The organism is Chania multitudinisentens RB-25 (assembly GCF_000520015.2).
GTDB classification, from domain to species: Bacteria; Pseudomonadota; Gammaproteobacteria; order Enterobacterales; family Enterobacteriaceae; genus Chania; species Chania multitudinisentens.
In genome coordinates this window covers 86032-108051 of the sequence record NZ_CP007044.2, presented here as the reverse complement: position 1 = coordinate 108051, position 22020 = coordinate 86032, and the positions used below count along the sequence as shown (strand labels likewise).

Annotated in this window: 22 protein-coding genes and 1 CRISPR repeat array; of the genes, 8 read left to right on the top strand and 14 right to left on the bottom strand. The window is 52.6% G+C overall.

Translation table 11 applies throughout. The annotated features are described in order from the left end of the window. The first annotated feature begins 57 nt into the window (after positions 1-57). From Z042_RS00395 to Z042_RS00375, 5 genes are all read left to right on the top strand, one after another. Positions 58-771: an SDR family oxidoreductase gene (locus Z042_RS00395; RefSeq protein ID WP_024912556.1), complete on the top strand. Its 714-nt coding sequence runs from the start codon at positions 58-60 to the stop codon at positions 769-771. A 4-nt stretch (positions 772-775) separates the two neighbouring features. Then, positions 776-1699: a DMT family transporter gene (locus Z042_RS00390; RefSeq protein WP_024912557.1), complete on the top strand. Its 924-nt coding sequence runs from the start codon at positions 776-778 to the stop codon at positions 1697-1699. A gap of 229 nt (positions 1700-1928) precedes the next feature. Then, on the top strand, positions 1929-2375 hold the full coding sequence (locus tag Z042_RS00385; RefSeq protein ID WP_024912558.1) for a YhbP family protein: 447 nt from the start codon (positions 1929-1931) through the stop codon (positions 2373-2375). Between the two features lie 41 nt (positions 2376-2416). Beyond that, positions 2417-3448 (top strand): DUF1176 domain-containing protein, encoded by a 1032-nt coding sequence (locus tag Z042_RS00380; RefSeq protein WP_024912559.1) that lies wholly within the window; start codon positions 2417-2419, stop codon positions 3446-3448. Positions 3449-3535: 87 nt separating this feature from the next. Beyond that, a complete protein-coding gene (locus tag Z042_RS00375) occupies positions 3536-4153 on the top strand; it encodes an NAD(P)H-binding protein (protein ID WP_024912560.1) in 618 nt (205 codons plus the stop codon). Here Z042_RS00375 and phnP read toward each other — a convergent pair whose 3' ends face one another. The 10 genes from phnP to phnF are packed head-to-tail and all read right to left on the bottom strand — an operon-like array spanning position 4154 to position 11774. Next, entirely contained in the window at positions 4154-4903 is a 750-nt protein-coding gene (gene phnP, locus Z042_RS00370; protein ID WP_024912561.1) for a phosphonate metabolism protein PhnP, read from the bottom strand. A gap of 30 nt (positions 4904-4933) precedes the next feature. After that, entirely contained in the window at positions 4934-5470 is a 537-nt protein-coding gene (gene phnN / locus Z042_RS00365) for a ribose 1,5-bisphosphokinase (RefSeq protein ID WP_024912562.1), read from the bottom strand. Then, complete coding sequence (gene phnM / locus Z042_RS00360) at positions 5470-6606, bottom strand: alpha-D-ribose 1-methylphosphonate 5-triphosphate diphosphatase (protein WP_024912563.1); 1137 nt, start codon at positions 6604-6606, stop codon at positions 5470-5472. Before phnM ends, phnN begins: the two co-directional genes overlap by 1 nt. Next, entirely contained in the window at positions 6603-7307 is a 705-nt protein-coding gene (gene phnL, locus Z042_RS00355; protein ID WP_024912564.1) for a phosphonate C-P lyase system protein PhnL, read from the bottom strand. Before phnL ends, phnM begins: the two co-directional genes overlap by 4 nt. Positions 7308-7320: 13 nt before the next feature. Beyond that, positions 7321-8109: a phosphonate C-P lyase system protein PhnK gene (phnK, locus tag Z042_RS00350; protein ID WP_025297196.1), complete on the bottom strand. Its 789-nt coding sequence runs from the start codon at positions 8107-8109 to the stop codon at positions 7321-7323. After that, the gene (locus Z042_RS00345) at positions 8109-8960 is read right to left on the bottom strand and encodes an alpha-D-ribose 1-methylphosphonate 5-phosphate C-P-lyase PhnJ (protein ID WP_025297197.1); all 852 of its coding nucleotides are present in this window, start codon (positions 8958-8960) and stop codon (positions 8109-8111) included. The genes phnK and Z042_RS00345 overlap by 1 nt, the downstream gene beginning before the upstream one ends. Further along, entirely contained in the window at positions 8953-10020 is a 1068-nt protein-coding gene (locus tag Z042_RS00340; protein ID WP_024913651.1) for a carbon-phosphorus lyase complex subunit, read from the bottom strand. The genes Z042_RS00345 and Z042_RS00340 overlap by 8 nt, the downstream gene beginning before the upstream one ends. Further along, the gene (gene phnH, locus Z042_RS00335; protein ID WP_024913652.1) at positions 10020-10601 is read right to left on the bottom strand and encodes a phosphonate C-P lyase system protein PhnH; all 582 of its coding nucleotides are present in this window, start codon (positions 10599-10601) and stop codon (positions 10020-10022) included. The genes Z042_RS00340 and phnH overlap by 1 nt, the downstream gene beginning before the upstream one ends. Positions 10602-10604: 3 nt before the next feature. Further along, complete coding sequence (phnG, locus tag Z042_RS00330; protein ID WP_024913653.1) at positions 10605-11048, bottom strand: phosphonate C-P lyase system protein PhnG; 444 nt, start codon at positions 11046-11048, stop codon at positions 10605-10607. Continuing rightward, positions 11049-11774 (bottom strand): phosphonate metabolism transcriptional regulator PhnF, encoded by a 726-nt coding sequence (gene phnF / locus Z042_RS00325; RefSeq protein WP_024913654.1) that lies wholly within the window; start codon positions 11772-11774, stop codon positions 11049-11051. It abuts the gene before it with no gap. A 623-nt stretch (positions 11775-12397) separates the two neighbouring features. Here phnF and Z042_RS00320 point away from each other — a divergent pair. Next, the gene (locus Z042_RS00320; RefSeq protein WP_202901350.1) at positions 12398-14512 is read left to right on the top strand and encodes a glycosyl hydrolase family 18 protein; all 2115 of its coding nucleotides are present in this window, start codon (positions 12398-12400) and stop codon (positions 14510-14512) included. A 241-nt stretch (positions 14513-14753) separates the two neighbouring features. On the opposite strand, the gene nrdG is transcribed toward Z042_RS00320, so the two are convergent. The 3 genes from nrdG to Z042_RS00305 all read right to left on the bottom strand — a co-directional run bounded on the left by nrdG (position 14754) and on the right by Z042_RS00305 (position 19011). Next, positions 14754-15218, bottom strand: a complete 465-nt coding sequence (nrdG, locus tag Z042_RS00315; RefSeq protein WP_024913656.1) for an anaerobic ribonucleoside-triphosphate reductase-activating protein — start codon at positions 15216-15218, stop codon at positions 14754-14756. A gap of 398 nt (positions 15219-15616) precedes the next feature. After that, positions 15617-17755, bottom strand: coding sequence for an anaerobic ribonucleoside-triphosphate reductase (gene nrdD, locus Z042_RS00310; RefSeq protein WP_024913657.1), 2139 nt, complete (start codon positions 17753-17755; stop codon positions 15617-15619). Between the two features lie 347 nt (positions 17756-18102). After that, a complete protein-coding gene (locus Z042_RS00305; RefSeq protein WP_024913658.1) occupies positions 18103-19011 on the bottom strand; it encodes a LysR family transcriptional regulator in 909 nt (302 codons plus the stop codon). Between the two features lie 106 nt (positions 19012-19117). Between Z042_RS00305 and Z042_RS00300 the strand changes: the two genes are divergently transcribed. Further along, entirely contained in the window at positions 19118-19642 is a 525-nt protein-coding gene (locus Z042_RS00300; RefSeq protein ID WP_024913659.1) for an NAD(P)H-dependent oxidoreductase, read from the top strand. Between the two features lie 17 nt (positions 19643-19659). Here the strand turns inward: Z042_RS00300 and Z042_RS00295 are convergent, their stop codons facing one another. After that, on the bottom strand, positions 19660-19953 hold the full coding sequence (locus tag Z042_RS00295; RefSeq protein ID WP_024913660.1) for a GIY-YIG nuclease family protein: 294 nt from the start codon (positions 19951-19953) through the stop codon (positions 19660-19662). Positions 19954-20191: 238 nt separating this feature from the next. Further along, positions 20192-20699: a CRISPR direct-repeat array (repeat unit 28 nt; unit sequence GTTCACTGCCGCGCAGGCAGCTTAGAAA). A gap of 465 nt (positions 20700-21164) precedes the next feature. Between Z042_RS00295 and Z042_RS00290 the strand changes: the two genes are divergently transcribed. Next, entirely contained in the window at positions 21165-21800 is a 636-nt protein-coding gene (locus tag Z042_RS00290) for a winged helix-turn-helix transcriptional regulator (RefSeq protein ID WP_024913661.1), read from the top strand. The last annotated feature ends 220 nt before the right edge of the window (positions 21801-22020 follow it).

Here is a 22020-nt window from a genome sequence, read left to right as displayed (position 1 = left end):
TTTAATTCAAGATATGAACATCGCAACATCTTTCTAGCATGAATAAAGGAGCACAATATGAATGTATTTATTACGGGCTGTGAGAGTGGAATTGGTCAGAATTTGACAAAGCGAATTCTAAAAGATGGGCACTCTGTTTTTGCCTGCCATTTCAAAGATATTTCAGAAGAAGAAACCAGGTTGTTTAAAAAGAAATATCAAGATAAAATCCATTTTAATCAATTGGATGTTACACAGCGTGGCGAGGTCGATCGGGCAGTATTGGATGCTTTAGAGGCAATGAAAACTATTGATGTACTTATCAATGTTGCGGGGATATCTTATTTCAGTAGCCCGCTGACCACCACGGATTTGGAATGGAAAAATACGTTTGATGTTAATGTGAATGGTTATTTTTATCTTACTCGTTCCTTGCTGCCGGTATTGATTAATAGCCCTTCAGCACAAATAATTAACATGTCATCAATCTGGGGTACCCGAGGGAATAAAGATATGTATGCATATTCTGTTTCTAAGTATGCCGTTCAGGGTATGACCGATGGGTTACGGGAATATTGCAAACCATTAGGGATAAAAGTGACGAGCCTTATTCTGGACAAAGTTGATACATCATTTAGAGAACTAATGGAAGGCCATATCAATATTTCCAATGAACAAAAGAAAAAAATGCTTGCTGCCTCTGATGTTGCTGACACGGTAAGTTATTTATTGAAAACATCCAGAAATGCGCTTGCATCTTCTATTGTTCTTGACGCCGCACTGTGGAGATAGTTACATGAATAAATACCTGGTTTTACTTTGTGTTGTCCTCTCCACTTTTTTCTGGGGGTCAAACTTCAATGTTGCAGCATTAATTGTCAATCATGTTTCTCCTATGATGGCGGCGGCTGAGAGGTTTGTTATTGCGAGCATCACGATATTAGCGATACTTTTTTTACGGGAGAGAAATAATTGGGTTGTTTTGAAAAAAAACTATCTGGCATTTATCTTACTGGGTCTTTGCGGTATCACTGGTTTTAATTTGGCCTTTTTTATTGGATTACAGACTACTACGCCAATAAATGGTGCACTTATTATGGCAACTTCACCGATTACAACAGCATTGCTTTTCACGCTCTTTGAGCGGCAGAAAATATCTCAAGTGCAATGTATTGGTATGCTGATTAGCTTATTCGGTGTTTTATTGGTTATCAGCAAAGGCTCTATCGGGAATTTACTTAATATGCAATTTAATCAAGGGGATATGATTATTTTGCTCGGGAATATTGCATGGGCTGCTTATACTGTTGGCTGCCGTAAATACAGCATCGGTGCTACACCATTGCAGATAACCAGTTTTACAATGCTGTTTGGTACGCTAGGTATTGTTATGTTTGCTTATTACACTGAAGGGACATTTAGCAGTTTGTATAATATTTCTGCATTTAATCATGGTGCATTAATCTATATGGGAATCGCAGGATCGGTATTGGCCTATTTATTCTGGAATGTTGGGATTAAGAATTTAGGCGCGGCTAACACGGCTGTTTTCTTCAACCTGGTACCGGTATTCACCATGATATTAGCGATGTTGAATAACATTTTACCGACGAGCTTGCAGATTTCAGGCGCTGTGTTGGTCATTGCAGGTGTTATTTGTGCTACACAATCCTATAAACTGTTTTTCCGCCCCAAGCCACTGAATAACTTTGCCAAATAATAGAGTACTTGAAGGGAACTCAGTCCGAGTTGAGTGATATGAGCAAATGCCAAAAATCACTCGCCGGGCTGAGTTTAGAGCAACGCCCACCCATTCAGGCCCGCTGTTTATATTTCCTCATTGGTTTCTTGTGTAGCGGATTGCCCTTAGCCTGTATTCACAGGCTAATTATGTTTGCCCGCCAACGTTGGGGTAATCTATCGCCTATCGCGGGCGCAAAGGAAAACTTATGTTAAACCAGGCCGAAGACCAACAGCACATCATCCGTTTTGTTAACAAACAGCATGTACTCACGCTGTGCGCCGGTAATGGGATGGAGATGTGGTGCGCCAACTGTTTTTACGTGTTTGATGCCGAGCGCATGGCGCTGTGGTTGATGACTGAACCCGATACCCGGCATGGTAGCCTGATGCAGCAAAATAGCAGGGTAGTGGGCACCATCGCTCCGCAGCCCAAAACGATCGCGTTGATCAAAGGCGTGCAGTATCGTGGTGAAATTACTTTGCTGTATGGTGAGGAAGATCGGCTGGCCCGTGCGCGTTACTGCAAACGCTTCCCGGTAGCGCAGGCGATGAAAGCACCCATTTGGCAGCTCACCTTGCAGGAGATGAAAATGACGGATAACGCCTTGGGGTTTGGCAAGAAATTGTACTGGGTGCGCCCAGAGCCGCGTTAAAACGCAAGGGATTATTGGTGGTGAAATTAAGGGAATAGATGATGAAAAATCCAGTGATGATCGTGCTGCTCAGCACTTTGATGCCGATGGCGATGGCGCAAGACGGCGGCGTTTACTTCAGCCATAAAAACTGGGAAATCGCTTGTGATAATACCCATACCTGCCGGGCTGCGGGTTATAGCGATGAGGACGAATCCAGCGGCTCCGTTCTGCTCACGCGGTTGGCTGGCCCAGGCACTGCGTTAAGTGGGGAAGTGGTGTTAACAGAGATGGTGGCTGATGAAGTGGCCCCAGCAGAGAAACTGACGCTCTGGATTAACAATAAACCGGCAGGCGCTCTCACGGCGGCAGAGGAGGGTTACTGGCGCTTATCAGCCAGCCAGATCCGCTCTCTGATCAAGGCGGTTAAAGGCAGTAGTAAGGTCGAATTCAAAGGGGGAGCCACCGCGTTTGTGCTTTCTGGTGAGGGAGCGGCTGCCGTGATGCTGAAGATGGATGATGTGCAGGGGCGCATCGGTACACCCGGTGCATTGGTTAAACAAGGTAACAGACCAGAAAGCAGCGTGCCTGCGGCAATTCCGCCCCCGGTTATTCAGGCGGTAAAAATCAGTAAAGCGCAGGAACGGCCGCTCACTGCACCAGAAATTGCTGCGCTGCGCCCCAAATTGTTGGCAACGTTGGAACAGGATGAATGCGATCTTATGCAGCCTTCAGAGGATCGCGACGAAGAACTGATGATGTTGACTCCGCTCAGCGGCAATCATGCGGTTATCTCCGCACTCTGTTGGCGAGCCGCTTATAACGAAGGCCAGGCTTACTGGGTGATAGACAATGCTTTGGCAGAATCCCCGGTATTGGTCACCACATCGGGTACGGATTACAGCGAAGGTGTTATTTCATACAGCCATAAAGGGCGTGGCTTGGGGGATTGCTGGGGCACGGCAAGTTGGGTGTGGGATGGTCAGGCATTCCGTCAGGAGAGTAAAGCAACGACCGGTATGTGCCGCTATATTCATTTGGGCGGAACCTGGCATTTACCGACATTTGTCGCAGAGGTGAAACCCGCGCGGTAAGATACCTAGTTAACCACGATTACTTTGTGGTTATTATGCTGGGCAGGGTATCTTTGAGCCAACAGTGAATAAAAACAAGGAAAACACATGGCACGGGTATTAATCACCGGAGCGACGGGCCTGGTAGGTGGGGAATTATTGCAGTTGTTGCAGGCAGAGCCACAGGTCACGGCCATCATCGCGCCAACGCGCAAGCCGCTGCCGCCGCATAGCAAGCTGGAAAACCCGGTAGGGGACGATCTGTCTGCACTGCTGGCTGCATTGGAACAACCGGTGGAGGTGGTGTTCTGCTGCCTGGGCACCACGCGCCGCCAGGCTGGCAGCGCTGCGGCTTTCCGTTATATCGATTATCAACTGGTGGTAGAAACTGCTCTCGCTGGGCGGCGGCTTGGCGCGCAGCATTGCCTGGTGGTCAGCGCCATTGGGGCTAATCCGCATTCTCTGTTTTTGTATAACCGTACCAAAGGGGAAATGGAGCAGGCACTGTGTGCGCAGAATTGGCCAAGCCTGACGCTGGTGCGCCCTTCCATGCTGTTAGGCAGGGCGAAACCGCGCCTGCTGGAGTGGCTCAGCGTGCCGCTGTTTGCTCTGTTGCCCGGTAAATGGCGCTCTATCGCCGCCAAAGATGTGGCGCAAACCCTGCTAACGCAGGCATTTCGCTCTGACAACGGGGTGAAAATTTTAGAATCCGACCAACTGCGCTGATCACAGCTTGACGCAGAGATTATCCAGCGCCAATTCCATGCCCGGCGGCAGGGTGTTCTCCATCAGCCAGAGATCAAGATGATGGCTGATATGCGTCAGCAGTGTGCGGCGCGGCTGCAAACGTTGCTGGATCTCCAGGGCGCGGGTCAGATCGTTATGGTTGCGCGGTGCCTGCGGCTGTGGCGGCAGGCTGCAATCCAGCACCAGTAAATCAAGAGTGACCTGTTGCAGATAGCGGGCGGTTTCTGGTGGCAGGCCGACGGTATCGGTCAGATAGGCCAAGGCTTTTCCTTGGGCCTGAATCAGGTAACCCTGGGTGAGCTTGGAGTGAATCAGCGGCAGCGGAGTGATGAGCAACCCGCCTAACTCAACGGTTTCAAACGGCAGCAGCGGTGGTTGAAATGCCAGAATGCCGGGGTGTTTGAACAGATCGTCGCAGCCCTGTTCATCGGCCGGGCCGTAGACCGGGATCGCATTACCGCACCCCCAACGCAAAGGAAATAACCCCTGAACGTGATCCATGTGATAATGTGTCAGCAAAAAACGCTGAATTTCCCCCGCCGCAAAACGCCTTTCTAATGAGTTTAACCCCGCATCCAATAGCGTCGTTTCCCCCTGAAATCTAAGCATGGCGCCGCATGGCCGCCGCCGGAAAGCCGCTTCGCGCCGTGCCCGCTGGCAAACCAGACATTCACAGCCAAATACCGGCACCTGTTGGGCGCACCCGGTGCCAAGGAAAGTCAGTTGCATCGTTTTTCTCTTGTTCCAATGGAGGAAAGATCACAGATAATCCGCCAGCAGCGCGTCAAAGGTCTGCTCAAGGTCGCCATTGTTATCCAGCAAATGGCAACCGGCTGGCAGAGCCTGCTGATAGTCAGCCGCCCGGGTTAACCGTTGCTCGATCTGTGCGGTACTTTCACGCCCGCGCTGCATCAGCCGCTGGCGCAAGATCTCCGGCGATACCAACAAACACACCGGCAGCAGTTGGGTGCCGTAGCGGTTTAGCGCCTGCGGCAGATGGCCGCGCGATCCGTTGACTACCACATCGATTCCTTGCAGCAGCCACAGATCGATCTCAATGCCCAAAGCGTAATAATGCCCGTGGGCTTGCCAATCAAGGGCGAACAGCTTGCTGGCACGGCGGCGCAGGAACTCGGCCTCGCTCAGGGCGATATGGTTTTCGCCCCCGGCATTTGCCGGGCGAGTGATGTAGCGGTGTGCCACCAGCGGTCTTATGCGGTTGTCGGCCCGCAGCCGGGCAAGCAGGCTATCCTTGCCGGAGCCGGATGGCCCCATCAGATAAATAAGCCGCGCCATCAGAACACCTGTTTACCCTGACGCCAGACGTTTTGCACATAAACATGTTCACCGTGTGGCCGTGCCAATAGCAGGTCCGCCCGCAATCCTTCGGCGATCAGGCCGCGATCCTGCAACCCCAGCGCATGTGCCGGGTTGCGGGTGATCAAGCGTACCGCCTGCGGCAGGCTGAAGGTATTGCGATCGTCTCTGCTGAGGCGGAATGCTGCATCCAGCAGGCTGGCCGGATAATAGTCAGATGAGAGAATATCCAAAACGCCGAGCGCCGCCAGCTGGTGCGCCGCCACATTACCGGAATGGGAACCGCCGCGCACGATGTTGGGTGCCCCCATCAGCACCTGCAAACCTTGCTGATGCGAGGCGCGGGCGGCGGCTTCGGTGGTGGGAAATTCGGCAATCACGCTGCCCAACGCACAGGATTCAGCCACATGCTCGGCGGTGGCGTCGTCATGGCTGGCAAGTGCGATACGGCGCGCCCGACAGCAGGCAGCAATCGCTTCCCGGTTGGGCTTGGACCAGCGTTCGGAAAGATGAATCTGCTGCTGTTCAAACTCGCTCATCTGCTGGTCACTCAGATGATATTTGCCCTGATAATATTCACGGTATTTTTCACGCGAGGCGAACTGACGCTGGCCCGGTGAGTGATCCATCAGCGAAACCAGAGACACGCCGGGCCTGTCCATCAATTGTTCGAACAACGGCAGGGTGCTTTCATTCGGCAGTTCACAGCGTAGGTGCAGCCGGTGCTCGGCACGGTTAACCCCGGCTTGCTGGCTGTGGATCACCGCGTCGATCATTTTTTGCAGGTTTTCCAGCCGGTGGCCGCCGTCGCGCACGTCGCCGATCGCTACCGCATCCAAGACGGTGGTGATGCCGTTAGCCACCATCAGCGCATCGTGGCTGCTCATGGCCGAGTGCGCAGGCCAGTCAACGTTCGGGCGCGGGGTGAAAAACTTGTCCAGATTGTCGGTATGCAGCTCAATCAGCCCCGGCAGCAGCCAACCGCCTTCACCTTCCAGCGCCTGTGGCAACCGGCTCGGCGTATCGGCAAAGCTGCGGATCACACCGGCGTCCATCTCCAGCGAACCGGCAACAACCTGGTCTTCCAATACCAGTTTGACGTTATTGATAATCATGGTGTCTCCAACGCTTGGGGGGCTTGCATGTCGTGTAACCGGTCGGCCACCTGCCGGCGGACGTTCTCGTCATGGAAAATCCCGACGATGGCGGCACCGCGTTGCTTGGCCTGTTCGATCAGCCTCACTACCGCCGCGCTGTTGCGGCTGTCGAGGGAGGCGGTCGGTTCGTCCAGCAGCAGGATCGGGTAATTTTTGATAAAGCCGCGGGCGATATTTACCCGCTGTTGCTCACCGCCGGAAAACGTGGAAGGAGCTAATTGCCACAGGCGTTGCGGTACGTTGAGCTGGCTGAGCAAAATGGCGGCCCGCTCGCGGCATTCGGCGCGGCCGACGCCGGACTCCAGCAGCGGCTGCATCACCACTTCCAATGCGCTGATGCGCGGGATCACCCGGAGAAACTGGCTGACCCAGCCGATGGTGTGGCGGCGCACCGCCAGGATCTGGCGCGCTTCGGCCTGTACCAGTTCCAGCCATTGGTTCTGGTGATGTACCCAGATATGGCCGCTGTCTGGCTGATAGTTGGCATACAGCGAGCGCAGCAGGGTTGATTTGCCGCTGCCCGAATGGCCGTGCAGCACCAGGCATTCACCGCTGCGGGCGGTCAGGTTGGCGTCATGCAGCACCGGCAGGCGGGTGCCGTGTTGCTGGTGCAGGACAAAGGTTTTACTCAGGTGTTCCACCCGGATTTTAATCGTCATTTTGTCACCTGTGTTACGACAGCACCGAAGAAACCAGTAATTGGGTATAAGGATGATGTGGATCGTCCAGCACCCGATCGGTGAGGCCGCTTTCCACCACTTCCCCCTGTTTCATCACCAGCAGGCGATGGGCCAGCAGGCGCGCTACGCCGAGATCGTGCGTGACGATCACCGCCGCCAACTGCATTTCCACCACCAGATTGCGCAGCAGATCCAGCAGGCGCGCCTGCACGGAAACATCCAACCCGCCGGTGGGTTCATCCATAAACACCAGCTTGGGGTGCGTCACCAGATTACGAGCGATCTGCAAACGCTGCTGCATGCCGCCGGAGAAGGTGGTGGGCAGATCGTCCAAGCGTGAAACCGGGATTTCCACATCTTCCAGCCACTGGCTGGCCTGCTGGCGGATCTCGCCGTAATGGCGCTGGCCGATTGCCATCAGGCGTTCGCCAATGTTGCCACCGGCAGATACCTGCGGGCGCAGGCCGTCGAGCGGGTGTTGGTGCACGACGCCCCAGTCGGTGCGCAGCAGGCGGCGGCGATCGCTCTCGGCCATCGCATACAGATCCTGCTGTGGCCCCTGTGGTGGGCAGTAGAGAATCTGCCCCTGCTGCGGAGCCAGGCGGGCAGAGATCGACTTCAGCAGGGTGGTTTTGCCGGAGCCGGATTCACCGACGATGCCTAACACTTCGCCGGGGTAGATATCGAACGACACATTGCTGAAACCCTTGCCCGGTGCGTACAGATGGGTGAGGTGGTTGACCGCCAGCAACGGCGTGGAACTCAATGGAGCGGAAATCATCAGTGTTGCGCCTCTGGGTTAAGCTGTTGCCGGCAGAAATCGGTATCTGAACAGACAAACATGCGGTTGCCCTGATCGTCGAGCACCACTTCATCCAGATAGCTGTGGCGCGAACCGCACAGCGCGCAGGGCTGATCCCACTGCTGCACGCTGAATGGGTGATCGTCAAAATCCAGGCTTTCCACTTTGGTAAACGGTGGCAGGGCGTAGATACGTTTTTCGCGCCCGGCGCCGAACAGTTGCAGCGCAGGCATCATGTGCATCTTCGGGTTATCGAATTTCGGGATCGGTGAAGGGTCCATCACATAGCGGTCGTTAACCTTCACCGGGTAGGCATAGGTAGTGGCGATATGGCCGTAGCGGGCGATATCTTCATACAGTTTCACCTGCATCACGCCGTACTCCTCCAGCGCATGCATCTTGCGCGTTTCGGTTTCACGCGGTTCGATAAAGCGCAGCGGTTCCGGGATCGGCACCTGATAGATCAGGATCTGATCCTGCTGCAACGCGGTTTCTGGGATGCGGTGGCGGGTTTGGATCAGCGTGGCCTCCGGCGTGCGTTCGGTGGTGGCGACTCCCGCCACGCGCTGGAAGAAGCGGCGGATCGACACCGCGTTGGTGGTGTCGTCGGCTCCCTGATCGATCACCTTCAGCACATCGGCGCGGCCGATGATGCTGGCGGTGATCTGAATACCGCCGGTGCCCCAGCCGTAAGGCATCGGCATCTCACGGCCGCCGAATGGCACCTGGTAGCCAGGGATCGCCACCGCTTTCAGAATCGCACGGCGGATCATGCGTTTGGTCTGCTCATCCAGATAACCCAGGCTATAACCGGTCAGGACGTCATTCATCGCGGGCCCCCTGTTGCAGGCGCTTAAGCAGTTCCAGCTCAGCCTGGAAATCGACGTAGTGCGGCAGTTTGAGATGGGAAACAAAGCCGGCGGCTTCCACGTTATCGGCATGCGCCAGCACAAACTCCTCGTCCTGCGCCGGGCTGGCGATACTTTCGCCGTATTCGGTGGTTTGCAGGGCGCGATCCACCATCGCCATCGCCATGGCTTTACGTTCGGCACGGCCAAACACCAACCCGTAGCCGCGGGTGAAATGCGCTGGCTGGCCCGGTGGATCAACAAAACCGTTGACCATCTCGCATTCGGTCAGCAGGATCTCGCCGATATCCAGAGCGAAACCGAGTTCTTCCGGCACGATTTCCAGCGAAACGTAACCGCTGCGGATCTCCCCTGCAAACGGGTGGTTGCGGCCATAGCCGCGCTGGGTGGAATAGCTCAACGCCAGCAGGAAACCTTCATCACCGCGCACCAGCTGTTGCAGGCGCGCCGAGCGTGAACCAGGGTAAACCGGTGGGTGGCGAGTAATATCGTCCGGCGTGCTGCCATCGTCGCGTTCGGCCTGCGCCAATTGTTGCTGGCACAGCAGGTCAAACACATGGGCACAGCTTTCCGGCTGCGCTTCATCGGCCCGTGGTGCCGTTGGCGTTGCCCCTTCCGCCAGCAGTGCGAAATCCAGCAGCCGGTGGGTGTAGTCGTAAGTCGGGCCAAGCACCTGGCCGCCGGGCAACTCTTTGTAAATCGCAGAAATCCGCCGTTCCAGCCGCATATTGGCAGTGAGTAATGGCTCACTCACCGCCAGCCGTGGCAACGTGGTGCGATAGGCGCGCAGCAGGAAAATGGCTTCTACCAAGTCACCGCTGGCCTGTTTGATCGCCAACGCCGCTAATTCACGGTCGTAGATACCGCCTTCGGTCATTACCCGATCCACCGCCAGCCCGAGCTGTTGCTCAATTTGTTCTGCGCTGAGCGCGGGCACGCTTTCATCACCGCGCCGCAGGTGTTCTTGCAATTGATGGGCTGCCTCAATGGCTTTTTCGCCCCCTTTTACCGCAACGTACATCAGCACTCCTCCACGCGGGTGGTGCGCGGGATAGCCAGCAGGCGTTCACCGCAGGTCAGCATAATATCCAGGCCCAGCGGGAAGCGCTGTGGCCGTTCGAGCAGGTAATCCCATAGCGCGATGGGCAACTGGGGCGAGATCTCCCGTGGTTTTTCAAGGCCGGGGCCGGAAAGACGCCGCTTAGGGCCGCCTTCTAGTGCGGTAATCTGCACCACCACGCTGGCGCTAAGCTCCGGCGAGATTTCGCTGCCGTGAGGTAATGCTTGTAAATCAGCGGCCTGTAACTGTGCATCGAACAGTGCCAGAACAATCTCGGCATGGTGGGTGGCCAGCGGCGCCCCGGTATGAAAACGAATGTTGGTTAGCACTTGCTCACTTTTTAACGCCGCCGCAAGCTGTAGCGGCGTTTCCCGATCGGCTAACGTCAGCAATACGGCGGTGCTGGCGGCGTTCAGGGCTCCCCACGCCGGGCCGCCGGGCAACGTCACGGTTTGCCCCGGTTCACTTAACGCTTTTAATATCAGGCGGAAAGCCTGCTGAGATTGCTCAATCGGCTGATCAAAACCGGCCTGTAGTGCCATGGTTTACTCTCCCCGTACCAGCGTAAAGAAATCCACCCGGCTAGCGGCTACTGAACGGGCGCGTAATTGGCGCTGTTCCTGCTGTAATGCCGCCAACGGTTCGATCAACCGCTGCTGAAGTAATTCGTGGCTGGCTGGCTGTTGCAGCAGGGCATCGGCCAGCGCGCACAGTTCGGCATGGGCTTTATCACGCCCGGTGATATAGCTGTAGCCTTGGCCGCCGTTTTCTAACTGCACTACCGCGCGGGTAACGGTCATATCCCCTAACACAAAGCGGCGGCCGGTGGCGCCCATCCGCCCCTGCAACTGGGCCAGACCGATTTCCGGGGCCCGCAGGCTGTGGTAGCGCGGGCTAAGATTCAGCGCCTGCCAGTGGTTGCGCAACTGAGCTGGCTGGCTGTGTGCCAAAACGGACATCCAACGCTGTCTCTGCTGTAAGGCTTGCATTCAGTGCTCCATCGTCAGTTCGATCATATCGGCGCGTGCCAGGCTGACGGAGTATTCCGCCACCCAATCGCTGCCGGTACAGGTGTTCAGGGTGCGCACGCACAGCAATGGCGCATGGGTGGCGATCTCCAGCAGGCGGCTCTCTTTAGCCTGCGCCCGGCGGGCGCTGATGCGCGTCTGGCGGCGGGTCAACTGCTGGTGGATATGTTGCTGAATAAACTCATGCAGTGAACCGCTGTGGAACTGCTGCAAGGCGGGCCACCAGTCCAGATCGGGCAGATAATGGTCGATCACGCTGATCGGAATACCGTTCACCCGGCGCAGGGTCCGCAAGTGGATGATGGTTTCCCCCTCGGCGCGCGACAGTGCGGCGGCAATATGCCCGTTACAGGGGCGCAAAACTGCGAGTAAGCGCTCACTGGTGGGGTGGCTGCCCTGCTCTAATAGGTTCTGGCTGAAGCGGGCTTTGGCATGCAGTGGGTAATTAAACGGGCGCATCAGCACCAGAATGCCGATACCGTGGCGGCGCTGTAGCCAACCGCGCTCAACCAGCTCATCAACGGCACGGCGCAGCGTATGGCGGTTAACCTGATAACGTTCGGCAAGCTGCTGTTCCGGGGGCAGATAATCGCCACAGCGATATTGGCTGCACAGCTCTTGTTCCAACTGGGCGGCGATCTGCTGATAACGGGTTGGGTAGCTGGTCAGAGGTCTAGATAAGTGCATCATAGAAAAAACCTCGGCACTTTGTTTAAGGGAAAGGTCAGGTAAGCGGCGATGGGGGTCATGAGCGGCACTCCGTAACAAGGTTGGCATCATGGTGCAGAGCGCAGATGACAAGCGTGTTACGCATAAGTGGCGAGTTGATGAATAATTTTGTGCAGCCAGATGATGTGCTGCCGTAAAGCGTGGTTATTTGATTATTCGGGGTCTCTTATGCCGCAGCCTATTTTTTCCTGCCACTGACTAACGTTTGCCTATAGATCGGATTATGGCAAGTGTGGTTTCGATAATATTCATTATAGCCTCAATAAAATTGATTTATTTAATTTATAACCCTCATGTACAGTATTTATATTAGAGAGGAGAGGGTATTTATGACTTGGTTATGATGCTTGTTAATTGTTATTTTATCTGAGAATCTCATCCTAATAATAAATGAATTGCTTTAGGTGTTATTTTCGCCTGATTAAGGAGGTTTATATTGAATATAAAGTAATGTAAATTTTTTAATGTGTTGTGTAATGTCGAAAGTGGTTTTCTGTAATTAATACTTTTTAATTAACAGCGGTAATTTTTATGTAAACCACATTCATTGGGGCTGATATCTATAAATTTTCTAGGAGTTAATGATGAAAGATAAAATTGTGAATAAAGGTCGTCCTGATAGCCAGCTGGTTAATCTTATGGATTCAGGTGATATGTTTATTGAGCCAGGTGCGACAGAAAGAAAATATAAGATGAATAACTTTGATCCTGCTAAGGAGGTTAAAAATTTATCTTATACTTCAGGTCGGGTAGCGAGACGAGTATATAACGAATATGAGCCTAATAAATATAAAGTGGTCGGTTATTATACTGATTGGGCTCAATTTGATGGCCGTTACGATGGGGAATACGCAGACGATAAGTGTGGCCGTGGTATCGATCTGATGAAATTAAACCCAAAAGCTTACGATAAGCTGATTATTGGTTTTGCAGGTATTGTCGGGGATAAAGGGGAAAAACAACAGGTTATTGAGCAGGCTGCCAAAGATTTTGACAGGAAAACAGACGAAGTGACCTTCGTCGATGCCTGGGGAGACGTGGGTTCTTATATCAACTGTGGCTTCAGGAAGAAGTCGCCGTTTACTTATCAGGAGCTTTTTGATGAGGCCTCGGCGCAAGGGATGCTCGGTGGTTTACGCAAGTTGAAACTGAGGAACCCGGATCTGATCCTCTCTCTTAGCGTGGGTGGCTGGAACATGAGCGAAGCGTTTTATTCTGTAGTGCGAGATGCTTCCCGTCGTGCCACTTTTATTAACAGCCTGGCTGATATTTTCACCAGGTTCCCGATGCTTACTGAAGTGGATATTGATTGGGAATACCCGGGGATGCCGGGTAACGGTAACCCTTTCGAGCCCGACGATGCTAAATACTATCAGTTGCTGATCCGTGAACTGAAGCAGAAATTACCTGACGTTAAAGTCAGCATTGCTGCCGGGGCCTCTTTGCAAGCTCTGGCCCTGGCCGATATCCCTGGGATGATTGAGGCAGGTGTCGAAGGCATCAACCTGATGACCTATGATTTCTTTAGTTCCGGGGCTCCTAAACTGGCTCACCATACAAATTTACGTACCTTGGATGTCCAGGATGAAGATAGTTATAGTATTGATAAATCAGTTGATTTTCTTTTGGGTGCAGGCGTGGAACCGCAGAATATCCTGATTGGTTATGCGGGGTACAGCCGTAATGCACGCAATGTGGAAATGAGCAGTTTCTCACCGTTGCAAGGGACTTATAATGCGGGCTCCGGCACGACAACGGGGTCGTTTGAATCTGGAGTCAGCGAGTGGTATGACGTGCTCTATAACTACCTCGATCTGGAAAACCAAACAGGCTTGAATGGCTTCAATGTTTATACCGATCTCCAGGCTAATGCAGACTACCTCTATAATCCTGATACTAAACTGTTTATTTCCTATGACTCTCCTCGTGCGGTGAGGGAAAAAGGGCAATATGTCCAGAGGAAAAAGCTGGGCGGGATGTTGGCCCGGACGATTGATCATGATAACGGTGTGCTGGTTAATGCGGCACGCGAAGGGTTGGGCAACACCGTAAGAGAGAGAGTCGTGGATATGGAGCCCTTCTATTTTTATGGCATCAACGTGGAAGGCCTGCCACCGAAAGCGGTTATCACGGCACCACAGCAGGTGAGTACAGGGCAACAGGTCATCTTCTCGGCGTTAAAATCGCAAGGTACGGACTTAACCTATCTCTGGAAGGCGCCTGGTTTAGACTTTCTGGATAATAAAACGGACAGTGTTGTGACCGGGGTTGCTCCCGATACCGATGGGGATTTCACCGTTTCGCTGGTGCTCACTGACTATCAGGAACGATCTGACAGCGTCAGCCAAAGCTTTAAGGTCAGGAAGCCATCACCAAATAAACCTACCGCGCAGGCCATTCTGGAGCTGAAATCAGGCACGCCATTTACCCTTTCGGCCTCTCACTCAACGGAACCGCAAAACCAGCCGCTGACCTATTTGTGGGTGGCGGAAGATTTGCCTTTTGATGGCTCAAAGCAGGAGAAGATCGATGCTACGGCCCCCACGGTGGCTGAAACGACAGATTACAGCATCGTACTGACCGTCAGCAATGAGACGGATAGCGATGAGGCCAGCCTGAGCTTGCACGTTATCCCTGCTGTGGAAGACGCCGTGGCTGGTGCTACGGAGACGGTAAAAAGGGAGCCTGGCAGTTGAAGCCTTATCAAAATGGGGAAGGCGTGACGCACAATGAGTAAGGGCAAGGTATGCATCAGTACCAGGCCAAATGGTATGCCGAACCAAATCAAGAACTGGGAGATCCGGCTGATACCAGCGCACGCGTAGTCAAGCGGTGATAATACAGTGTGGTGGGATAAGAGAGCGGTATAATCAGGGGCTCCCTGTTCAGTGATTTTTCAAGCGCTTGCAGCAAAGGCGGCAAGCGCTTTTTGTCGTGCTAACGTAATTTATGTACCACCTGATTACTGCTGCCGCGCCAAATCAGCGCCGGGTCTTTTAACGCCTGCACAAATTTGCCGTCGATCAGAACGTTGATTCGATCGACGATCTGCCTCTGTTCGCTATCCAGTTCATCCAACCTATAGCCAGTCCATAGCCAGATATCCTTGTTGGGGCATTCGGCGCGTACCCGTTTCACTAGCTGCAACACGGCGGCGACGTTGGCAGGGTGCAGCGGATCGCCACCGGAAAGCGAAAGCCCCTGGCGGGGAACCCGGCTATCGTTGAGATCGGCAATGATCCGGTCTTCCATCTGCGGCGTAAACGGCAGGCCGGAGTTTAGCCGCCAGGTGCTCTTGTTGTAGCAACCGGGGCACTGGTGCACGCAACCGGCAACAAACAGCGTGCAGCGCGTGCCGGGGCCATTAACCACGTCGATGGGGTAATACTGGTGGTAATTCATGATATGGGTTTCTTGGTTATTCATCCCTGAGGGAACGGTTTCTTGTTCACATCATGCCGTAGGGAGAGCGAGTATTTATTTCGGTCGCTAAACATGTTGTGTTCATTTGACAATTAGGTGAATGCGCCCGAGCAGGGGGCTCAAGAGCCAGCCCCCTGCACCCCGGCCCTTGCCATATCAGGCGACCGCTATGCGGTTACCCTCACTGCGCCACAGCGCATCACGGCCGGCTACGACAGGCGTCCCTGCCTGTCTCGCCTGAAACCGCCGTCCATGGCGGTTTCGCCTATGCGCTGCGTCTGCGTTCGGCGCCTTCAATGGCGTCAACTCCGTGCTCATTGAGCGAATAACGTTGTCTGAAGCCTTGTAAGGAACTACCCCAAAGCAAGGGTTAGCATTCAGCCAATCTGCCCATTCCCCAGGTGTTTCACACGGCGCTTCACTTCTTCCTGCTTGCCGGCATTGAATGGCCGGGCATCCGGGCTGCCCAAATAGCCACACACGCGGCGGGTAACCGACACTTTTGCTGAATCATGGTTGCCGCATTTCGGGCAGGTAAAGCCTTTGCTGGTGCAGGAGAATTCACCGGTAAAGCCGCACTCATAACATTCGTCAATTGGCGTGTTGGTGCCGTAATAAGGCACGCGGGTGTAGCTGTAATCCCACACGTCCTCCAGCGCTTTCAGGTTGTGCTGCAAATTCGGGTATTCGCCGTAACAGATAAATCCTCCGTTGGCGAGCGGCGGATAAGGCGCTTCGAAATCCAGTTTGTCGTAAGGATTCACCTTTTTCTCCACGTCAAGGTGGAAGCTGTTGGTGTAATAGCCTTTGTCGGTAACGCCCGGCACCACGCCGAACTCGCTGGTATCCAGGCGGCAGAAACGGTCGCACAGGTTTTCGCTGGGGGTGCTGTACAGGCTGAAACCATAGCCGGTTTCTGCTTTCCAGCTTTCGGTCGCCGCTTTCAGGTGCTCAATAATGGCAACGGCTTTGGCACGCAATGCTTCATTGTCGTAAACATGTTTCTCTGTGCCAAACAGAGCGTTGATGGTTTCGTGTACGCCGATATACCCCAGCGAGATCGACGCTCGGCCATGCTTGAAGATTTCTGCGATATTGTCGTCGGCTTTCAACCGCACGCCGCAGGCCCCTTCCATATAGAGGATTGGTGCTACGCGCGCTTTAATGCCTTCCAGCCGCGCAATGCGGGTCATCAGCGCCTTTTTTGCCAGCAGCAGGCGTTGATCCAGCAGCGCCCAGAAACGGCTTTCATCGCCCTTAGCCTCCAGCGCGATGCGCGGCAGGTTGAGGCTGATCACGCCGATATTGTTGCGGCCATCGTGGATCTGCTCGCCGTTTTCTTCGTAAGTTCCCAAGAAGCTGCGGCAGCCCATTGGAGTTTTAAACGAACCCGTGACCTTCACCACTTGCTCGTAATTGAGGATGTCCGGGTACATGCGTTTGCTGGCACATTCCAGCGCCAGTTGCTTGATATCGTAATTGGTGTCACCGAATTTGTGGTTCAGGCCGTCGCGGATGGCGAACACCAGTTTTGGGAATACCGCTGTTTTGTGGTTTTTACCTAGCCCTGCGATGCGGTTTTTCAGGATCGACTGCTGAATCATGCGTGATTCCCAGCTCACTCCCAGACCGAAGCCGAAGGTGACAAACGGTGTCTGACCATTGGCGGTGTGCAGGGTGTTCACTTCGTATTCCAGTGATTGGAAGGCGTCGTAACATTCTTTCTCGGTGCGTGCCATGGCATAGCCAGCGGTATCCGGGATCTGCCACTGCTGCGCAATTTCTTGGTGTTTATGGAAGCTGGCGGTCACAAAGGGAGCCAGGATCTCATCAATGCGGTTGATGGTGGTGCCACCATAAATATGGCTGGCGACTTGGGCAATGATCTGCGCGGTGACGGCGGTGGCGGTAGAGATCGACTTCGGCGGCTCAATTTCGGCATTGCCCATTTTAAAACCGTTGGTCAACATGCCTTTCAGGTCGATCAGCATGCAGTTGAACATCGGGAAGAACGGCGAATAGTCAAGATCGTGATAGTGGATCTCACCGCGTTCGTGTGCCAGCACCACATCACGCGGCAGGATATGCTGTTTGGCATAGTGCTTAGCCACGATCCCGGCCAGCAGATCGCGCTGGGTCGGGATCACTTTGCTGTCTTTGTTGGCATTTTCGTTCAGCAGCGCCACGTTGCTTTGCTCAACCAGGCCGCGTATCTCCTGGTTCAGCCGCCCACGCAGCTCGCGGGCGATGTCACGGTCATGACGGTATTCAATATAGGTGCGTGCCAGTTGCTTGTAGTGACCTGCCATCAACTGGTTTTCAACTGCCTGCTGGATTTCATGGATATCGACACGCGGCTGTTGTTCCATTTGTTGAGCGACCACGCGGGCGACGGTTGCACAGTAATCGGCATCGACAACGCCAGCGGCCAGCGCGGCCCGCTCAATGGCCTGTTTAATGCGATCTTCATCAAAATATACCTGACAACCGTCCCGTTTAATCACTACTGGTTTCACGTTGTTACTCCTGTTCCCCGCAGGGGGCGTTACACCCGCGCACTGTTCAACGGCAACGGATATTGGCACAGTTTCAGCTTATCCACAGGGCAATGCCGCAGGACATAAGGGCTGCGGGGGCGTGTGGATGAGCTTGTGGATAACTACTATATATGGGTGATTAATTTCTATAAAACACTATATATGGGATTGGTGTCAATTTATTTGACTTAGGACAAAGAATTCGGGAGAGCGTTTGATCGCTGTACAGCGGTGAGTTTCAAGACGAAGGGCAACCCTTGCTTCCGCACGCCAGATGTTAGCTGGCCGTGCGGCTGCAAGATCGCTAAAGCGTGATGACAATCGCATCATGCCGTAGAGGAAGGCACCCGAGCCAGTAAGAAATCGACCCAGGCACGCACCCGTGGCGGCAGATCGGCAGAGGCATAATACAGCCAGATCTGGGTTGGCCTTGGCCAGTATTCCTGTAATACCGGTTGCAGAGTGCCCTGTGCGAAATGCTTATCGGCATACCACTGTGCCAGATAGGCTATGCCCAGCCCGGCTAACGTAATATCCAGCAGCATTTCTGGCTGACTGGTGATCAGGCGGCCAGGCAGATCCAGCGCCTGGGTTGCACCGTGCTGCTGTAACCGCCATTTGACGCAGCGGCCGCTTGCCGGGTTGCGGTGCAGTAAAGCCTGGTGGTGCTGCAAGTCTGCGGGGGTTTGTGGCGTGCCGTGCCGGGCCAGATAGGCGGGCGCGGCCGCCAGTAACATTTGCATCGGGTAGAGTGGGCGGGCAACCAGGCGGCTATCGGGAGCGATCTGGCTACCGATCCCGATATCAAAACCTTCTCCCACCAGATTCACCACGCGTGCATCCAGGGACAGATCCAGGTCGATCTGCGGATAGCGTGCGAGAAATTCAGGGATCAACGGCATCAGTATCTGGCGGCCAAAACCGGGGATCATGCTGACGCGCACCGTGCCGGAAGGCTGTTGCTGTGTGCCGCTGGCCGTTTCCAGTGTGTTGGCAAGCGCTTGCCACAGAGGAGCTACCTGCGCCAGTAGCGCTTTACCCTCTTCGGTCAGCACCACGCTGTGCGTGTTGCGCTGGAACAGGCGCAACGCCAGTTTCTCTTCCAGTACGCGGATATTCTTACTGACTGCCGCAGGCGTGACGCCTAACTGGCGTGCGGCGGCGGAGAAATTCTGGGCCTGGGCCGCACTGAGAAACGCGGGCAGCAGACGGTGCACGTCAAAAGGCAGTGACATAATGGTTGATACTTTAGGTTGAAATTAATGTAACTGATAACAGCCTACACCGGAAACGGCGGAAATGAAAAAATAGGTTCATTATCCATTAAGCCAGGAACCTCTTATGCCGCGTATTTTAGTATTAACCGCCCACCGTTTTCCCGATGATTCCCGTATCAATAAAGCCCTGATAGAGGCGCTGTGCCTGCTGCCGAACGTGACGGTGCATGAGCTGGTACGTGTTTATCCGAATTATCAGATCGATGTGGCCCATGAACAGGAACTGCTGCAAACCCACGATGTTATCGTGATGCTGTTTCCATTCTACTGGTATAGCTCACCGGCGATCCTCAGTGAATGGCAGGATGCGGTGTTAACCTACGGTTTTGCTTACGGCCGTGAAGGCACCAAACTGCATGGTAAACCTTTGCAACTGGTGGTGACTATCGGCGGTAGTGCACAGGATTACTCATCAGAGGGGCGTAACCGCTACCCGGTGGTTGATTTGCTGCGCCCATTTAACGCGATGGCCAATCTGACCGGCATGGATTACCTGCCACCGCATTTGGTGCAAGGGGTATTTGATATGAGCGATGAACGCTTGGCGCAGGAAGCGCTGAGCGTGGTGAAGCTGGTACAAGGGTTTTAGGGGTTATGCTTCCCGCGTTAGCGGGGAGGGCTGGGTAGCAAATCGTGCAGGCTCATGGGCTGATGCGCTACCAGGTTTTCTTTCTGTTTTTTACTCAGTTGCTTAACCTGATATTCCAGCTTTAGCGCCGTGGAGCGATCGCCAATCTGGCAGTGAAAGACCAGTTCCAGCTCACCTTTACCCCGCAGGGCTTTGGCCCCTTTACCGGTTTGGTGCTGGGCGATACGCCGCGCCACATCGGTAGTGATACCGGTATACAGCATGCCGCCCGGCATACGCAGCATATAAAGGTGCCAGATAATCTCATCCATAAATGCCTACACCGTTTCTCAAGCAAGCAAAGTCACTGTCTATTACGCAGCCGCTATTTTTCAGCGTTACGGGAAAGAGTTCAATGGATAAATAGTCACAGGCTGTTGACCCTCTTTTTTAGCGCATGGCTAATATGTTGATTTTAAAGAGGTAAAAATCTGTGATAGAAAAAGGGTTTTTGAGCCTTTTGTGTTGTTAGCCGATGATAATTAACACGATTAGCGCTATGCTTGAACCGTTCACTGCCGCGCAGGCAGCTTAGAAATCCCCGCTTAAAATTCGCCTACGAGCTTCCTAGTTCACTGCCGCGCAGGCAGCTTAGAAAGCTTTCATCAATTCGCCGCCTAACGGATTTTTGTTCACTGCCGCGCAGGCAGCTTAGAAATGTCACTGAAACTGAAAAAATTGTATCACCGGGTTCACTGCCGCGCAGGCAGCTTAGAAATCTTACCCTGAGCATGAGCGTGAAGCTCGTGCGTTCACTGCCGCGCAGGCAGCTTAGAAAAATATCATTCGCGCTTGGGGAAACCATGCCGCGTTCACTGCCGCGCAGGCAGCTTAGAAAAATGGCATTACACGAACAATCTGGCAGATGACGTTCACTGCCGCACAGGTAGCTTAGAAAATATACCAACGAAGAGTTATATATTTTAGCAAGTTCACTGCCGTGCAGGCAGCTTAGAAAGATACATCTGAATAGTTACAACTCATTGATCAGTTCACTGCCGCACAGGCAGCCGGAAAAGTGTTCAAACGGCCAATAAGTTAACGCCTGTTCCCTTCTGTTACTTCAGTTACGCAAGAAATAACCTATAATTAATAGGTTATTTCCGACCGCGAAAAACGCCTGAAAAAGTGTTCTATTCTAAAAGTAGTGTTTTATAACACTTTTGAGGTACATATCAAATGACCTGCTAATTAACATGATTGAGTTTATCTTTTCTTTTTATTAACTCTCTTTAGATCATATTCATATAGATTAATCTTAAACATTATTTGATGTTATTAGTTTTTTATATCGTTTTTTATTTTTATATCATCCTATTTGGATGATTATTTTATTTTAATGATTCTGATGCATGCCTCAATCATTTTCTATACCATCTTATAGACAGTTAAATACTGCTAAACATTTACAATGCTTGTTTAATAGACTTGAAATTGATATGCACAAGATAAGTGGATTATCTTGTAAAGCAAACGGTGAAGTATGCTTAAAATTGAAAAGCCCCATGCCGCGTTTAATCGCCTACTTAATGAATTGCTTCCTCATGCGGAGAAAGTAGCGCCTAGGCAACCTAGCGGCGTAACTGAAGGCCTTCAAATAAAGAACGATCCTGAATTCTTTAAACTATTCTTGTTGGATAAAGGAAGTGCCAATCTTTGTCGGCTGGAGGATGGCCTTATAATTTCTACTGTTTTTTCACCTTATGTCATCGGGCTGTCATTTTATCCTGGGGCTGGGGTTTACTACTCGATAGAGCTAGGTGCTTATAGTTCTTTGTATCAAATATCCAGAACGCGAGCACAGTATCTTATTCATAAACTTGACCTGCAAAAAGAGTATATCAGCGCCGTCTCCTACAAGATGTCACTGCTATATTTAAGAGATGGGCGTGTTTTAAAGTATAAATCCGAAGATATTGTAAAGAACATGTTGATACATTTAATGGAGCTTCCTGAGGACTTTAGAAAAAATACCTCAGTGCTGAAATTTATTGAACAGCGTACAACGTTATCGCGCAGCAGCATTCAGCGTATTTTACTGAATTTAAAGGATGAAAATCGGGTAGATATTATCAACTCGCGGCTTGTAGACATCAGGAACCTCTTTCGTTCCGAGTAAATAGCCTTTAAGACATAGAGAGTAAAAACAGCTAAAAAGCTATTTTTAAAATAGATTTGGCTTTTTTTTGTTTATTTCATTCTAAAAAATAAATACTTTTTGAAATTTAAATCTATTCGGTTTTTTTATTTTTGTCAGTGAGGAATTTGAAGTGCATACAGCATTAGCCACACCTTATACAAAATTATTTTGGACAGAATGGCAACTCGCTCCTTTATCT

Excerpts from the sequence above, each read along its gene's own strand:
- Z042_RS00385 (WP_024912558.1), top strand. The coding sequence starts at position 1,929 with ATGTTAAACCAGGCCGAAGACCAACAGCACATCATCCGTTTTGTTAAC.
- phnP (WP_024912561.1), bottom strand. The coding sequence starts at position 4,903 with ATGCAACTGACTTTCCTTGGCACCGGGTGCGCCCAACAGGTGCCGGTA.
- Z042_RS00305 (WP_024913658.1), bottom strand. The coding sequence starts at position 19,011 with ATGTCACTGCCTTTTGACGTGCACCGTCTGCTGCCCGCGTTTCTCAGT.
- Z042_RS00345 (WP_025297197.1), bottom strand. The coding sequence starts at position 8,960 with ATGAATGACGTCCTGACCGGTTATAGCCTGGGTTATCTGGATGAGCAG.
- phnF (WP_024913654.1), bottom strand. The coding sequence starts at position 11,774 with ATGCACTTATCTAGACCTCTGACCAGCTACCCAACCCGTTATCAGCAG.
- Z042_RS00295 (WP_024913660.1), bottom strand. The coding sequence starts at position 19,953 with ATGGATGAGATTATCTGGCACCTTTATATGCTGCGTATGCCGGGCGGC.
- Z042_RS00375 (WP_024912560.1), top strand. The coding sequence starts at position 3,536 with ATGGCACGGGTATTAATCACCGGAGCGACGGGCCTGGTAGGTGGGGAA.
- phnL (WP_024912564.1), bottom strand. The coding sequence starts at position 7,307 with ATGACGATTAAAATCCGGGTGGAACACCTGAGTAAAACCTTTGTCCTG.
- phnH (WP_024913652.1), bottom strand. The coding sequence starts at position 10,601 with ATGGCACTACAGGCCGGTTTTGATCAGCCGATTGAGCAATCTCAGCAG.
- Z042_RS00380 (WP_024912559.1), top strand. The coding sequence starts at position 2,417 with ATGAAAAATCCAGTGATGATCGTGCTGCTCAGCACTTTGATGCCGATG.
- Z042_RS00340 (WP_024913651.1), bottom strand. The coding sequence starts at position 10,020 with ATGTACGTTGCGGTAAAAGGGGGCGAAAAAGCCATTGAGGCAGCCCAT.
- nrdG (WP_024913656.1), bottom strand. The coding sequence starts at position 15,218 with ATGAATTACCACCAGTATTACCCCATCGACGTGGTTAATGGCCCCGGC.
- Z042_RS00390 (WP_024912557.1), top strand. The coding sequence starts at position 776 with ATGAATAAATACCTGGTTTTACTTTGTGTTGTCCTCTCCACTTTTTTC.
- Z042_RS00290 (WP_024913661.1), top strand. The coding sequence starts at position 21,165 with ATGCTTAAAATTGAAAAGCCCCATGCCGCGTTTAATCGCCTACTTAAT.
- phnG (WP_024913653.1), bottom strand. The coding sequence starts at position 11,048 with ATGCAAGCCTTACAGCAGAGACAGCGTTGGATGTCCGTTTTGGCACAC.
- Z042_RS00395 (WP_024912556.1), top strand. The coding sequence starts at position 58 with ATGAATGTATTTATTACGGGCTGTGAGAGTGGAATTGGTCAGAATTTG.
- phnK (WP_025297196.1), bottom strand. The coding sequence starts at position 8,109 with ATGATTTCCGCTCCATTGAGTTCCACGCCGTTGCTGGCGGTCAACCAC.
- Z042_RS00300 (WP_024913659.1), top strand. The coding sequence starts at position 19,118 with ATGCCGCGTATTTTAGTATTAACCGCCCACCGTTTTCCCGATGATTCC.
- phnN (WP_024912562.1), bottom strand. The coding sequence starts at position 5,470 with ATGGCGCGGCTTATTTATCTGATGGGGCCATCCGGCTCCGGCAAGGAT.
- phnM (WP_024912563.1), bottom strand. The coding sequence starts at position 6,606 with ATGATTATCAATAACGTCAAACTGGTATTGGAAGACCAGGTTGTTGCC.
- Z042_RS00320 (WP_202901350.1), top strand. The coding sequence starts at position 12,398 with ATGATGAAAGATAAAATTGTGAATAAAGGTCGTCCTGATAGCCAGCTG.